Genomic DNA, 14,621 nt, shown 5'->3' with positions numbered 1-14,621 from the left:
CGATGGTCGTCATCGCAAAGCACCCACTGTCCTCGGTGCGAAACGCTGCAGCGACGTGGCGGAGGCGACTCTACTGCGGAGCACTTCCAGTGGCCCGTGGATGAGCCCCTGGGATCGCGCCTGCACGAGCACGTTGCCGATCGCCGTGGCCTCGACGGGCCCCGCGATGACCGGGCGGCCTGCCCTGTCGGCGGTGAGCTGGCAGAGCAGTTCGTTCTGCGACCCTCCCCCGACGATGTGGATGACGTCGATGCGGTGTCCAGACAGCTGGCTCGCCTGTTCGAGTGCGTCGGCGTATGCGTCCGCGAGGCTCTCGAGAATGCTGCGCACGAACTCAGCACGCGTTTGCGGAGGCCGGCGCCCCCTGTTCGTGCACCACTCGGCGATGCGCAGGGGCATGTCGCCCTGCGCGATGAACACGGGGTCGCCCACGTCGAAGCGCGGCATCGGATCAGTGACGTCGGCGGCCTGCCGCAGCAGGGGGGCGAGCTCGATCCTGGTCGAGTCTTCGCGTTCCCACGTCCTGATCGATTCCGTGAGCAGCCACAGGCCCGAGACGTTCGTCAGGAACCGGACACGGTCGTCTACGCCGCGCTCGTTGGTGAAGTTCGCTTCTCTGCTCGCCTCGGTGACCACCGGATGGTCGAGCTCGACTCCTACGAGCGACCAAGTGCCGCTCGAGATGTACGCGAAGTTCTCCGTGCGCGTCGGGACGGCGACCACCGCAGAGGCCGTGTCGTGCGAGCCGACAGCGGTGACGGCGGGCGGGGTACGGAAGCCGAGCCTGTTCGCCGCACCGGCCTCGAGCATCCCGATCGTTGTGCCGGAATCAACGAGTCGCGGCATGAGGGACCAGGGGATTCCGAGCACATCAAGCAATTGCTCGTCCCAGCGCTGCGTGTGGATGTTGAGCAACCCGGTGGTCGACGCGTTCGTGCGCTCGGCGGTCGGCTCGCCGGTGAGCCAGTAGCCGATCAGGTCGGGGATCAGGAGCATCGTGTCCGAGTGGTCCAGCCAGCCGCCCTGTTGGTCGGAGACCAGCTGGTAGAGCGTGTTGAACGGCAGGAACTGCAGGCCGTTCCGCCGGAACAGGTCGGCGGCAGGCACGCGCTCGTGCGTTGCTGCGACCCCGCGCGACGACCGTTCGTCACGATAGTGATACGGGTTTCCCAACATCCGCCCACCGGAGAGCAGTGCGTAGTCGACGGCCCAGCTGTCGATGCCGATGCTGCGGACCTCGGGCTCCAGGCGTGCGGCAGCGCTCAGTCCGGCGCCGATGCCGTTGTAGAGCTCCAGGATGTTCCAGTGGAGACCGTCGATGGTGCGCACAGGAATGTTGGGAAAACGGGTGACAGGCACCAGGCGGAGCTCGTCGTCTCCGACGTAGCCGAGCATCACGCGGCCGCTGGCGGCCCCGAGGTCGATGGCGGCGACGACGCCAGCTTCCGTCATCGGAGGAATGCGGCGGCGACGCCCGCGTCGACAGGGATGTGCAGCCCGGTCGTGTGGGTGAGGTCGCTTCCGGTGAGGACGGCGACGGCGTTGGCCACGTGGTCGGGCAATACCTCCCGCTTGAGCAGAGTGCGCTGGGCGTAGTACTGGCCCAACTCGTCTTCGGGCACTCCGTAGACCGCAGCGCGTTTTGCTCCCCAGCCTCCCGCGAAGATCCCGGACCCACGCACGACGCCGTCCGGATTGATCCCGTTGACTTTCACGCCGTGCTCGCCGAGCTCGGCAGCCAGCAGCCGCACCTGGTGCGCCTGGTCGGCTTTCGTGGCCGAGTACGCGATGTTGTTCGGACCAGCGAACACCGAGTTCTTCGACGAGATGTAGACGATGTCGCCGCCCATCTCCTGCTCGATGAGCACCTTGGCCGCGGCGCGAGAGACCAGGAAGGAACCCTTCGCCATGACGTTGTGCTGCAGGTCCCAGTCGGCTGCGGTGGTCTCCAGCAGTGGTTTCGAGATGGAGAGACCGGCGTTGTTCACCACCAGGTCCAGCCCGCCGAACTGCAGGAGCGCCGCATCGATCCCGGCGAGGATGTCCTTCTCGCTGGTGACATCCGCCTGAACGCCGATCGCGACATCCGTCGATCCGAGCTCGGCGGCCGCGGCCTTCGCTTTCTCGAGGTTGAGGTCGGCGATGACGACGCACGCGCCCTCCGCCGCGAGTCGGGTGGCGATGGCCTTGCCGATCCCGGATGCGGCGCCCGTCACGAGCGCCACGCGGGTGGCGTGCGATTTAGGCATCGGCAGCCGCTGCAGCTTCGCCTCTTCGAGCGCCCAGTATTCGATGCGAAACTTCTCCGCGTCGCTGATCGGCGCGTAGGTGGAGAGTGCTTCGGCTCCGCGCATCACGTTGATGGCGTTGACATAGAACTCACCGGCGACGCGGGCGGTCTGCTTGCTCGCGCCGTAGGAGAACATCCCCACGCCGGGGATGAGCACGATCGCGGGGTCTGCTCCGCGGATCGCGGGAGACGCGGGCGTTGCATAGCGGTCGTAGTACGCCTGGTACTCGGCCCGGTACTGCACGTGCAGTGCCTTCAGCCGGGCGATGGACTCCTCGATGGAGGCGGTCGCCGGCAGGTCGAGGATGAGCGGCTTCACCTTGGTGCGCAGGAAGTGGTCGGGACACGAGGTGCCGAGAGCGCCGAGTCTTGAGTGCTCCTCGGAGGCGAGGAAGTCCAGCACGACCTGGGCATCGGTGAACGACCCCACCTGCGCGAGGTCATGCGAGGCGAGTCCGCGTATGGTCGGCGCGAGAGCGGCGGCCTTCGCGCGTCGCTCCTCGGCGGGCAGAGGCGTGAAGCCGGGAAGCTGCCCTCCGAACGGGTCCGGCCTGCCGTGCTCGGCGATGTATGCGGTGGCGGCCTTGATGATCCACAGCGAGTTCGTTTCGGCCTCCTCCGACGTGTCGCCCCAGGCGGTGATGCCGTGGCCGCCGAGGATGCAGCCGATCGCGTCCGGGTTGACCGCTTGCAGCTCGGCGATTTCCAACCCGAGTTGGAAGCCGGGGCGCCGCCAGGGCACCCACAGCACCCGGCCGCCGAACGCGTCCTCGGTGAGCCGTTCGCCGTCGGCGGCGGTCGCGAACGCGATCCCGGAGTCGGGATGCAGATGGTCGACGTGCGCTGCGCCCACAAGGCCGTGCATGGCGGTGTCGATCGACGGTGCCGCCCCACCTTTGCCGTGCAGCGCGTAGTCGAACGCCGCCACCATCTCGTCCTCCCGCTCCGCCCCCGGATACACACCCGCGAGCGCGCGCATCCGGTCCAGCCGCAGCACCGCAAGACCCGCCTCGCTCAGGGTGCCTAGGTCACCGCCCGAGCCTTTCACCCACAACAGTTCGACCGGCTCCCCGGTCACAGGGTCGATGTCCGTGCCTTTGGCGGACGTGTTGCCGCCGGCGTAGTTAGTGTTGCGAGGGTCCGCGCCGAGCCGGTTCGACCGGCCGATGAGCGCTTTCGCTGTGTCGTTGGTCATCAGGCGCCCCACCCTGCCTGGGCGCCGCCGACGCGGTCCGCCTCGATCTTCTCCTGGTAACCGGATGCGACATACGCGGTCATCGGGTCCGCCGGTAACCCGCGGGATACCCGCCACTCTGCGAGACCGGGGCGCACATCCGTGTAGAACGCGTCCATCAGGATGCCGTTCGCACCCAGCACATCCCCGGCGGCCTGGGCGGCGGAGAGCGCATCCCGGTCGATCAGAAGGGCGCGGGCCGTCATCTCCTGCACATTCAGCACGGACCGGATCTGGCCCGGGATCTTCTTCTCAATGTTGTGGCACTGATCGAGCATGAACGCCACCTCTGGATTGTTCAGCCCGCCCCCACGCACCACCTCGGCTAGGATCCGGAACAACTGGAATGGGTCCGCCGCCCCCACGATCAGGTCGTCGTCCGCGTAGAACCTCGAGTTGAAATCGAACGAGCCCAGCTTCCCCAGGCGCAATAGTTGGGCGACGATGAACTCGATGTTCGTGCCCGGGGCGTGATGACCGGTGTCGAGACAGACGAAGGCCTTTTCACCGAGGGCGACGGTGTGCGCGTAGCTTGTCCCCCAGTCCGGCACATCCGTGTGATAAAACGCCGGCTCGAAGAACTTGTACTCCAACACCATTCGCTGCTCATCACCCAACCGGGCATAGATCGCAGCCAACGACTCGGCCAGCCGGTCCTGCCTGGCCCGGATGTCGTCCTGGCCCGGATAGTTCGTCCCATCCGCCAACCATATTTTGAGGTCGCGGCTGCCGGTCTCGCCCATGACGTCGATGCACCGGAAGTGGTGATCGATCGCTTTCCGCCGAACCGCGGGGTCACTGTGGGTCACTGACCCCAACTTGAAGTCATCGTCCTGGAAAGTGTTCGAGTTCACCGTCCCCAGCGACACACCGTGGTCCTCCGCATGCTTCCGCAGATCGGAGAACGACTCCACGACGTCCCACGGAATATGCAGCGCCACCGACGGGGCGAGACCCGTGTACTGATGCACCTGCGCCGCGTCCGCGATCTTCTCGAACGGGTCCCGTGGAGTCCCCGCGGACCCGAACACCTTGAATCGGGTTCCCGAATTACCAAAAGCCCACGAGGGCAACTCGATCGCCTGCTGCGCGAGCTGCGAGCCGGTGTCGTCGGTGAATGTCATTGTTTCGCTTTCTTCCGTGGAGCTGACCGGGACCTGGGTCAATGAATCGTTTCACCCTAGCATCGAGCCGCCCTCATCTTTCGACCCACCCGGCAATCTGTGCGCCGACTGCGTCCACGAATCTCGAGCCGATGAGCCGATACCCTTCTTCGTTCGGGTGCAGGCCGTCGAGCAGGAGGTCCGCATCCTCGGGGCCGAAAAGCCCGAGACCATCCAGATAGTGAATGTTCGCATCCGAGGCCGAGCGCTCTTCCACGACCTCCATCAACAGGCGGCGGATCTCGCGAAGCGTCAGCTGCCCGTCGCCCGGAACGAAAGGGAGTCCGGCGGAATACGCGTACCCGTCGATGCCGATCGACGGGCCGGGGGCGTCCTCATGGGCTGGGCAGAAGATGGGGGAGATGATGAGGATCGGCGTTAACGGCTGTCGCTCACGGACGGTGTCGAGGAAGCCGTGCACGGCCGGCACGAAGGCCCTCAACCGCATCGACGCGGCATTCACGATGTTGATTCCGAGCTTGAGGGAGATCAGATCCGCCGGCACCTCGCGGAGAGCGCGTGCTACGAACTGATCGAGGTGCGCCTGGCCGGCGAGCGCAAAGCTCGTGAGATCGAGGCCCAGCTCGCGGGCCGCGATGACGGGCCAGACGCCCAGCGGAGTCGAGGTCCCGTCGCACTGGCTGATCGAGCTTCCGTAGTGGGTCCAGAGCGGTCCGGACGGACGCGCGGGTTTCAGCGGCTCGTCCGCGGTGATGGAGGTGATGACGACGGCGCAGTTGTGCGGCAGCCACAGTGAGAGCGCCTGTTCGCCGCCGGCCTCTGGCACGTCGAAGCGGATGGAGGTCGCCCCCTCTTCCTTCAGTTCGAGCACAGCGCCCGCGGGGACGAGACGGACGACGACATCGCGCACCGGAACGACCTGCTCGGTCGTCGCGGTCGTGAGGGCCAGCACCGGTTCGGCCATTCGGGCGTTCGCGCTCCCGTCCGTCACGACCGTGAAGATCGCCGTCAGCTCGATCCAGCTCGCGCGCGTGCTGAACCGCAAACGCGCTCCGGACGGCTTGCTCGCCGACGAGTCGACCGCAGGCTTGTTCCCGCTCTGTCGACTGGCCCACTCCGGTAGCCGCGTGACCGATACTCCCCAGCCGAGCACGGCGGCGCCCGGAGCACCGGCCAGCGCCTTCGCGATGGACGTTCGCGTGAGCTCATACATCGATCGACTCGTTCCGTACGGGGTGGATCGCCGACCCCTGACCTCCCGGCTCCGTCCGGTCGAGCCAGGCCCGGATAAGCTCCTCGTGCTGGTTCAACGCCGGCGGAGGCTCGTGCTGTCGGCGGGTGGTCTCCGTCTCGCCGCCCCCGTCGCTCTCGAAGAATCTCAGCGGCGGCCCCGGCAGGGTGATCGTGCCGAGAATCGTGTGCTCCACTTCGACCAGCAGGCCCTGGGAGGCGACCTGATCCCAGGCGTACACCTCGTCCAGGGTGCGCACGCGACCCGCAGGGATCCCGGCTTCGTCGAGGAGGATGAGCAATCGCTCCGCGGGATATGCGGCGAACGCTCGCTCGACCATTCGGGTCGTCTCTGCGCGCTGACCGACCCGCTCCGCATTGGTCTCGAAGCCGGGGGCCGCGGGATCGAGCCCGAACGCTTCGCAGAACCGGTGCCACAACTTGTCATTGCCTACGCTGATCTGCACGGAGCCGTCCTGGCATGCGAAGAGCCCGTACGGCGCGATCGAAGGGTGGTGGTTTCCCTGCGCCCGCGGCGTGTCGCCCGCCACCGTCGCGCGCGTGCCCTGGAAGGCGTGCGCCCCGACCAGAGCGGCGAGCAGAGAGGTGCGCACGACTTCTCCACAACCAGTTGCCTCCCGCCGATGCAGCCCGGCGAGCACACCGTACGCACCATAGATCCCGGCCAACAGGTCGGCGATCGGCACGCCTACCCGTTGAGGGTCGTCCGGCGCCGACCCCGTCATCGACATCAAGCCTGCCTCGCCCTGAGCGATCTGGTCGTAGCCGGCGCGGCCGCCCTCTGGTCCGTCATGGCCGAAACCGGTGATCGACAGGACGACGAGGCGCGGATTCAGCGCGTGAAGTCGCCCAGTCGAGAGACCGAGTCGATCCATGACGCCCGCTCTGAAGTTCTCGACCAGCACATCGGCGCGCGCGACGAGACGCTCCAGCGTCCGTCGACCATCGTCCGACCGGAGGTCGAGGCAGATCGACTCCTTGTTTCTGTTGCAGGCGAGGAAGTAGGTCGCCTGCGGGTCATCTGCCGTGCCGACGAACGGCGGACCCCAGCCGCGACTGTCGTCGCCCGTTCCCTCCGCTTCGACCTTGATCACACGGGCGCCGAGGTCGCCGAGCATCATGGCGGCGTGCGGTCCCGCCAGTGCACGGCTGAGGTCGATGACCAGGAGACCCGCCAACGATCCGGGCGCGGTCCCGTCAGCATCCGCCCGCGCTGCGATCGTCATGAGCCGCTCCGCTCGGAGACGAGGATCGTGACAGGACCGATCAAGCCCTGCGCGCGGGACGTCTCACGACCTATGTGCGGTGAGATGCCGCTCGCGATCACCGCGTTGCGGAGCGGCGTACTGACGATGATCTCGAGCTCGGCACCGTGCACCAGGGAGTCGCCGAGGTCGATGACCGTGTCGTCCACATAGGCCGTTCCGGCGATCCGGCCGTCGATGCGCACCACCGCCGATCCGGCGAGGCCGCCGAGAAGGATTACGGCGTGTTGGTTGGCGAGCCGCGCATCCCGAAGCGCGACGCGAGCGGTGTACCGCCCGGTTCCGGAGACGGTGCACAGCGCCTCCACAGTGCGCCAATCCCCTGGGCCGACACCGTCGAGTCCGATGTCGCGGGGGCCGCCCGGTTCCTCACTGACGACATCGAGGCGCCAGCCTTCGAGCTGCACGACGGTCTGCTCCACCGGTGGCTCGGCGATGATCTGCTCTGGTTCGACGGACACGTCCAACTCGAAGAGCCGCACGCCGAGGGCGGGGATGAGCGTCGGGACAGCGGTGCGACTCCGCAGCGCCGTGTGCGGAACAGGGACGATGCGACCGCTCGTCAGGTCGAGTTCGCGCACGCGGCCGACGCCCTCGAACGACAATCGTGTGGTCACCGCACCCGGGAGCGGATTGTAGGCGAGGATGTATCGGACCCGCCCGGCCTCGCGCCACTGGGTGAGCAGCGGCTCGCCACCGGCCTCTGCGCGGGGGACGAGTCCGAGCCGAGCGAAGGCATCCGCCGCCGATGCTTGGTGATCGACCCGCACCGTCGAGGGATGCGCGAGAGCGCGGGCGATCGCGACGCGCACGCGTTCGTCGCCGGCCGCACCGTTTGCGAAACCCGAATCGGCGGACGGCGGCTCACCGACGATGACGACGCGCACGCCGTGCTCCGCTGCGCGTGCGATCGCTTCGGCCGTCTCGGGAGGAAGGGACCGCTCATCCACGATCAGTCCGCGGTAGGCAGGTCCGTCGGGGAACAGCGTCCTGTCGTCTCCGACCGTTTCCTGGCCGGCGAGCCCGATCGGATCGACGAACTGCACGGTGAAGCCCGCCCGCTCGAGTGCCTCGGTGTCGGCAAGGCGGTCAGGTGCGGTGGCGTCCCGCGTGTCGTCGATCACTCCCCGCGCGGCCGTCGTGAGAAAGCCGTCACGAAGGATGGCGATGTCCGTGCGAGGCACACCCGTCTCGAGGACGACTGTGCCCCGAGCCCAGTAGTCGGTGAGCGGGCGCCAGTTGGCCCATTCGGGGAAGTGGAGGTCGTTCCAGCTGTCGGAGACGATGTTCTGAAAGCGGGTCTGCGTCGGCCACGCGACGCCCGGCGCCTGCGTCGCGACGCCGTGGACGAACGGTTTGGTGAGCCCGGCTGCCCACTCCTTTGCGAGCAACTGCTGCAGGTCCCCGAGAGTCAGCGCGTAGGCCGCACGAAACTGGGCTCCCAGTTCCGTGCTGACGCGAACGGCGCCGCCCTGGTGCGCACCACCGACGACGGACCGTTGCCAGTCCAGCGCGAAGCGCCAGGTGGCATCGGAGCGGCTCATCGGGGCCCGATCGCCGGAGTTCAGCGACTCCCCCTCCGCCCGGCCGCCGACCCGCACGAACTCGCGGTTGCTCCGCACCGGTTCGAGGTTCTGCCCGAAGGCGACCTGCGCCTTGTGCCGCATCCCGTGATCGACCGACCACGCCTGCAACGGGAGCAGGCGTTCGGAGATGTAGAGGTCGGTCAACAGGCGGTGGTAGTCGCGGCGCACTCGCGCGCCGGACCCTGTATCGAACTCGAAGTCGGGCACAGGCTCCTCGTTCGGCACCCAGTAGCGGCACATCCCGTGCGCGAACAGAACAGGGAGGTACGGCGTCGGGTTGTATCCGTGACGGTCGATGAATCGTTCAACGATGCCAGACGTCCAGAACAATGAATCGGCGTTGAACTCCAGGGAGTCCTCGAAGAACTCCGACCCCGTCTTGCGCAACAGCTCGACATTGCCGGCGCCGACCTGATGCTTCTCGATATACCGGGCAGCGGCGGCGACCGCGCGACGGTCGAGGAAGCTCGTCGCGCCCTGGACGCAGTCGCGTGCCCAGAAGGCGAAGACTGCCCACTCGCCGCCACGCGGTGACCACGGAATCATGGAGTCGGCCACGAACGGCGTCAGGTCGATGAGCGGGTCCATCTGAAGCACGGTGGAGTGGAGCGGGGGAACGATTCCGTCGGGGGTGACGGTGGGTGGATCGGCCCACTGCACGACCCGTGCGGCCGTCACGCGTTCGAGCGTCAGCGTGCGTCCGCCGCCGGCTCCGTCGTCGTCGAACGGAAGGGGCAGCCGCAGGGGCCCCGCAGTGTCGCTGGCGAGTCTCAGCATCCCGTACTGCAGCTCCGTGGCGACGAACTCCGTGCCCACTCCGGTGTTCGGGGTTCTGATCGGCCAGGATGCGCCAAGCGTCATCGCGACGCGAACGCCGATCCTGTCGGCCTCGCCCAGGACGGCGCCGAGCGCCTGGCGCTGCCACTCGTCGCCCCAGACTCCCGTGCTGAAGGCGACCTCCACCTCGCGGAAACCCGCGTCGGAGATCGCGCCGAGTTGTCTGATCAGTTCTTCGACGGGCACCCGGCTCTGCCACCACCAGCGCACGCCTGGACGGTCGTCAGGCTCCGGCTCGGCGAATCGCTGAGGACTGAGTGGTTCGAGCCTCGCGCTCACCACAGCGGCCCGACGCTCTCGAAGGTGTATCGCCCGGAGCCCGCCAGTGTCACGCTCTCCGAGCCGGCGAACGGTTCGCCTGGCCCATCGACATCCTGAAGCCGCAGGCCGTGGAACTCGTGCGGGAACACGAGCGTCGCGACACAGCCATCGGCCACGATGGCGGACACCTCGTCGCGCGCGCGGACGACGTGCAGCTGACGGAAGCTCTCGGCCATGCGCTCCGCTGCGGCCCGCCACATCGACGCGTGTCGAGCATCCCGCAGCGCGTCGGCCATGTCCGCACTCCACCGGAGCCGCTCGATGATCCAGGGGGTGACCAGCCCGCTCGACGTGCCCTCCTGCGGCAGCACCGAGTTGCGGACATCCCCGAGCACCGAAGCGGAACGCCAGACGCCGTCGTCGCCGACATCCTGCAGAAGCCTGTCCCAGAAGCGCAGCACGGTCGGCCAGTGGCTCGCCAGGAAGTCGAGGTCACTGTGCCAGACGAAGTCGTCGTAGAGCATCGCGACCCATTGCACAGACCAGTCCCACGGCGCCGGATACGCCGGAAAATTGCTCGGGAAGAAGGGATGGAGCTGACCGTCCGCCCTCTGCCCTTCCGCGAGGGTCCTGATCGCCAGCCGTCTGAGCCGCGTGTCGCCGTACCAGCGCTCCGCGAGCTGTGCGCGCGGTCGAGCATCCTCGATCCACTGGCCGTCTTCCCGTCCAGGGATGTCGACGAAGGCATCCGACATCGTCACTTCGGCGTGGATTTCGCACAGCTTGACGATCTGGTCCAGCCGCTCGTCGCCCGAGCGGAACGACCCTCGCGGCGCGTACTGCGACTTCACGATGCCCAGGCTGTGGAGGACGACTGACCCTTCGGCAGCGAAGGTGAGGTGCACCGTCATCCAGCGGGCCGTGCGCTCATCGGGGAATTCGTAGCGTCTGCGCTCGGTTGCCGGTCGCAGATGGTCGGAGTAGCCGCGCGCTGCGACCCCGTCGACATCGACCCAGCCGTCCTCGGTGACGAGGTCACGGCCGTCGTATGGCGAGATCGCGAGTTCACCGTAGCCGAGGTCGACCTGGACATCGGCAGCAGCATCGGCCGACAATTCGAGGAACGGGAACCCGTGCCCTGGCCGCCCGAAGTCGACGGTGAGATAGCGGGTCTCCCCTTCTCGTCCGCCGACGACCACCTCCTGACGGTCGGTCAGCCCACCGACGTGGACGCGCATCGCTTCGTCGGGGAGCACGCGCGATGCGGCCAGCACGGAGGGCGAGGTCGGCGCCTCACCCGAGTCGGCGGCACGCTCCGCTCGGCCGGCCGCCAGCACGGCGAGAGGAAGCTGCTCGCTCTCCCGCTGCGCCGGCGTCTCGACGGGTTCCCGCGCAGCCGGCCAGGGGCCGTCGTCGACGACCACGCCCCGCTCCCAGCCCTCTCCGCTCACGGCGAGCAAGCCGGAGTCCGCTCGCAGGTCGGGGGCAACTTTCGCGTTCCAATTAACGGGGAAGCGCAGGCGCGCCGCCGCCTCCGCGAGCCCGAGGAACTGGCCGTCGTGCCGCTCGAACTCCTCGGCGGCCTTCCATTGCCAGCCCTCACCGCTCACCAGCCAGGAGCTGTCGAAGAAGAGGCCGGCGTGTGCGTTGCTGGTTCTCTGGAAAGTGGTGACCGCACCCCAATAGTGATGGAGCACGGTACCGACGTTGCGCCCCTGGCGCAGCAGGGGCGCCGCCTGTACGCTCTTCGCTCGCAGCTCCGGCTCGTGGAGGCGGGTGACCTTGCGGCGCAAGGCCTGCCCGTTCAGCCGGAGCTGGGCTGCGCTGTCCGCTGCGAAGCCGACAGACGCATCCACCGGAGGCTCGTCCAACTCAACGGTCGCCCGGAACCAGGTGAACGTGTTCGTCGGCGCGAGGCTCCCCTCGCTCCTCCAGACCCAGCGAGCTGTCACTTGATGGCCACCTGATCCACGAACGCCGTGTTGTCTCCCACGTTGGCGCCCGTGAACTGAATCGTGTGCGACCCCGCTGTGGTCGTGAAGCTCGGCGTCGTGAAGCTCTGGAACGCTCCGCCGGAGGCCATCGCGAACGCCGAGGTGCTCACCTTCGTTCCGTCGACGAAGAAGTTCAGGGCCTGCGCACCGCCATTGTTCGTGCGCTGAGCGGCGGAGAAGGTCACCGTGTGGGAGCCGGCCGATAGGTTCAGCGTCTGCTTCACGGAGTCGGTCCCTTGGATGAACGCCGTCTGCTGCCCGCTCGGCGCCTTCTGCGTTCCGCTGAACGCACTCGTGTTGCGCTGCACGCCGGCCGAGCCGAGGTACTGCCAGACGCCGGCGGGGGCATAGCTGTAGAAGTTCGCCGACGGGTCCTCGAAGCCGGCGTCGAGCACCCTGTTGATGTAGAGCGGTCCGGTCCCGGTGACGGAGACACTGTCGACGTTCACCGCGCCCGCCGCCTCGATCGGATCGACTCTCAGAGACTTGATCTCGCCCGCCCACAGCGGGTTGGCCGCCATGTTAACGGCATACGTGGTGTATCCGCTGTTCGGCGCCACCGCGAACGGCACCGACATCGCCTCGGTCGGCGACGGCGACGCTGGGGTCGTGAAGTAGATCCGTCCAGCGGTGTTGCTGGTCGCGTTGCTCATCCTGACTGTCACGGTCGTGGCGGCAGCTGCGTTGAGGTGCAGCTGGTCAGGGGACTGCAGGCGCGGATCCGTGCCCGTCGACGTGAGGTTGATGGCGTGAGGGTCGGAACCCGTCGCGCTGCTCACCGTCGCGCCGAAGACGCCCCACCCTCCTTCGTGACCGGCGTTGAAGCCCCAGTCGTACGCCTCGCTCGGCGTCGAGACGTATGCCACGCTGGGCGTCCAGCTCGCCTTGTCGTTGGAGGACTCGCCGTTCTCGTTCGTCTCGAACCGAAGCACGTCCCCGGCGTTGACGGACACGCCGTCGAGCGCGTAGCCCACCCCGGTGTACTCGTCACCCGCGGCGATGGTCTGGGTGCCAGTCGCCGGCCAGATCTGGCTGCCGTTCTTCGTGATCCTTGCGAGGATCCCGTTTCCGCCCCCGGTGTTGTCCGACTTGAGGATCCGCCCGCGCAGGCTCACCGTGCCGCTGGTCGGCGCCGTCCATGCCCGGGCGACCCAACCGGTGCTCGTCGTGTCGGGGTGCTGGTCGAACTGCCGGATCTCAGGAACCGACTGCCCAGCCGGCGTCCACTTCTCGGCCGCCGTGTTGTAGACCAGGTTGGAATATGCCGACCCGTTGTACATCTGGTACGACCATCCGTTCTCGCCCTGAGTGCCGCTGAAGTCTGCCGCGGCGAAGTACACGGCACCCGAACCGTTGGCCAGCGTCTGGTTGTTCGTGGTCGAGAACCCGGCGAAACCGCCGCCCTGATCGAAGAGGAAGTTCGAGTTGACGTTGATGTTGTCTTTGATCGTGCCGGTGATGAACGAGGTCGAGCTGGCCAGGTTGAGTGCCAGAACGGGTCCGAATCCCTTGACCGCACCGTTGTTGATCATCACGTTGGACGACGACTCGTTGTTCGTGGAGTAGTCGCCGGGGCGGCCGCCCAAGCGGAGGAACGACATCGCGGAGCCCGCGGTGTTCTGGAACAGAGAGTTGCGCGCCCTCACATTGTTGTTGAAGATCTCGAAGTCGAGGGCGTTCTCGTCGTTCGAGCCCGTATCCATGACATTGGTGAACTCGGAGTTGACGATGGAGACGTCTTCGAGGTGCCCGAGAATGACTGCTGTCGTGCCTCCGGCGTTCGCGCAAGGAGCTTCGTTGTTGAGTGCGGAATTCATGACGACCGCGTGCTTCACAGTGAACAGGCGGAGCGCTTCGTCACAGCCCCAGTTGTCGTCGTGGCTGGTGAGGTGGTCGATGACGACATTCTGAACCATGTTGGCGCCGGCTCCGCCGCTGCCTCCGACGTTGGACTGCAGCTGTTCCATCGGCCCGAGCATGTCGATGCCGATGGTGTTGAGGTTGTGGTCACCGCTGATCTCGTCCATCCGGACGCCCTTGAGAAAATAGTCGCTGGCGGAGAAGGTGGTGTACTTTCCGGTGATCTGGATTCCAGACGAGTTGCGCACATTGTCCGCGATCGCGCTCGGCACCTGAGAGTTGGTGGAGCCGTTCGTGAAGAAGATGAGCCCCTTGATGTCGTGCACGTAGACGTCGGTGAAGCTCAAGCCGTTGTGGCCTGTGGTGTCATAGAACGCCAGGATGCCGGATGCGGCATGGGCCACCTCGAGGTGGCTGAAACTCCAGTAGTCGCCGTCGACGAGCTTGATGCCACGGTCGTCGACCGAGTCGTTCCTGCTGATGACCGGGTTGGCGCCTGTGCCGTAGGCGCTGACCGAGATGCCGTTGGTCGATGTACCCGTGCCGGAGAGATTCATCTGCTGGTTCCAGGTGGCGCCCTTCGCGAGAAGGATGCGGTCACCCGGCCCGAATGCTCCGTGCGCGTTGATCGGAGTAAACGTGCACCAGGGCTGCGCGAGGGTGGCAGAGCCGGTGTCGCTGCAGTTGGAGCCTGCTTGATTGTTCACGTAGTACGTGGTGTTGCTCGCCCAGGCGGGCTGGCTGATTCCTGTCAGCGTCAAGGCGAGCAGTGCCCCGGCTGACGCGAGCGCGATCATCCTTCTCTTCATGACGTTCTTCCTTCTCATACGCGACGAGTGGTGGAAAGACGGCGGGCCAGGGCGAGGTGCGGGCCGCACTCTCCTCGGTCGTCCCGCCCGCCGGGCTCGAAGGGCTGCGC

At 67.0% G+C, this 14,621-nt stretch carries 8 protein-coding genes; all 8 read right to left on the bottom strand.

Annotation, left to right across the window (positions count from 1 at the left end):
* Nucleotides 1-9: 9 nt before the first annotated feature.
* Nucleotides 10-1,452, bottom strand: coding sequence for a rhamnulokinase family protein (locus ACFVWR_RS07315; protein ID WP_387209578.1), 1,443 nt, complete (start codon nucleotides 1,450-1,452; stop codon nucleotides 10-12).
* Nucleotides 1,449-3,485: a bifunctional aldolase/short-chain dehydrogenase gene (locus ACFVWR_RS07310; RefSeq protein ID WP_387209576.1), complete on the bottom strand. Its 2,037-nt coding sequence runs from the start codon at nucleotides 3,483-3,485 to the stop codon at nucleotides 1,449-1,451. The genes ACFVWR_RS07315 and ACFVWR_RS07310 overlap by 4 nt, the downstream gene beginning before the upstream one ends.
* On the bottom strand, nucleotides 3,485-4,648 hold the full coding sequence (gene rhaI / locus ACFVWR_RS07305) for an L-rhamnose isomerase (protein ID WP_387209574.1): 1,164 nt from the start codon (nucleotides 4,646-4,648) through the stop codon (nucleotides 3,485-3,487). Before rhaI ends, ACFVWR_RS07310 begins: the two co-directional genes overlap by 1 nt.
* A 73-nt stretch (nucleotides 4,649-4,721) precedes the next feature.
* Nucleotides 4,722-5,861 (bottom strand): GDSL-type esterase/lipase family protein, encoded by a 1,140-nt coding sequence (locus tag ACFVWR_RS07300; protein ID WP_387209572.1) that lies wholly within the window; start codon nucleotides 5,859-5,861, stop codon nucleotides 4,722-4,724.
* Nucleotides 5,854-7,125, bottom strand: coding sequence for a CaiB/BaiF CoA transferase family protein (locus tag ACFVWR_RS07295; protein WP_387209570.1), 1,272 nt, complete (start codon nucleotides 7,123-7,125; stop codon nucleotides 5,854-5,856). The genes ACFVWR_RS07300 and ACFVWR_RS07295 overlap by 8 nt, the downstream gene beginning before the upstream one ends.
* A complete protein-coding gene (locus ACFVWR_RS07290) occupies nucleotides 7,122-9,797 on the bottom strand; it encodes a glycosyl hydrolase (RefSeq protein WP_387209568.1) in 2,676 nt (891 codons plus the stop codon). Before ACFVWR_RS07290 ends, ACFVWR_RS07295 begins: the two co-directional genes overlap by 4 nt.
* A gap of 65 nt (nucleotides 9,798-9,862) precedes the next feature.
* Nucleotides 9,863-11,800 (bottom strand): hypothetical protein, encoded by a 1,938-nt coding sequence (locus ACFVWR_RS07285; RefSeq protein WP_387209566.1) that lies wholly within the window; start codon nucleotides 11,798-11,800, stop codon nucleotides 9,863-9,865.
* Nucleotides 11,797-14,511 (bottom strand): hypothetical protein, encoded by a 2,715-nt coding sequence (locus tag ACFVWR_RS07280; protein WP_387209564.1) that lies wholly within the window; start codon nucleotides 14,509-14,511, stop codon nucleotides 11,797-11,799. The genes ACFVWR_RS07285 and ACFVWR_RS07280 overlap by 4 nt, the downstream gene beginning before the upstream one ends.
* Nucleotides 14,512-14,621 lie beyond the last annotated feature (110 nt).

The organism is Leifsonia sp. NPDC058292, from assembly GCF_042880955.1.
In the GTDB taxonomy this organism is placed as follows: Bacteria; Actinomycetota; Actinomycetes; order Actinomycetales; family Microbacteriaceae; genus Leifsonia.
This window is presented reverse-complemented; position numbering and strand designations above follow the sequence as displayed.

Excerpts from the sequence above, each read along its gene's own strand:
- ACFVWR_RS07315 (WP_387209578.1), bottom strand. The coding sequence starts at position 1,452 with ATGACGGAAGCTGGCGTCGTCGCCGCCATCGACCTCGGGGCCGCCAGC.
- rhaI (WP_387209574.1), bottom strand. The coding sequence starts at position 4,648 with ATGACATTCACCGACGACACCGGCTCGCAGCTCGCGCAGCAGGCGATC.
- ACFVWR_RS07310 (WP_387209576.1), bottom strand. The coding sequence starts at position 3,485 with ATGACCAACGACACAGCGAAAGCGCTCATCGGCCGGTCGAACCGGCTC.
- ACFVWR_RS07300 (WP_387209572.1), bottom strand. The coding sequence starts at position 5,861 with ATGTATGAGCTCACGCGAACGTCCATCGCGAAGGCGCTGGCCGGTGCT.
- ACFVWR_RS07295 (WP_387209570.1), bottom strand. The coding sequence starts at position 7,125 with ATGACGATCGCAGCGCGGGCGGATGCTGACGGGACCGCGCCCGGATCG.
- ACFVWR_RS07280 (WP_387209564.1), bottom strand. The coding sequence starts at position 14,511 with ATGAAGAGAAGGATGATCGCGCTCGCGTCAGCCGGGGCACTGCTCGCC.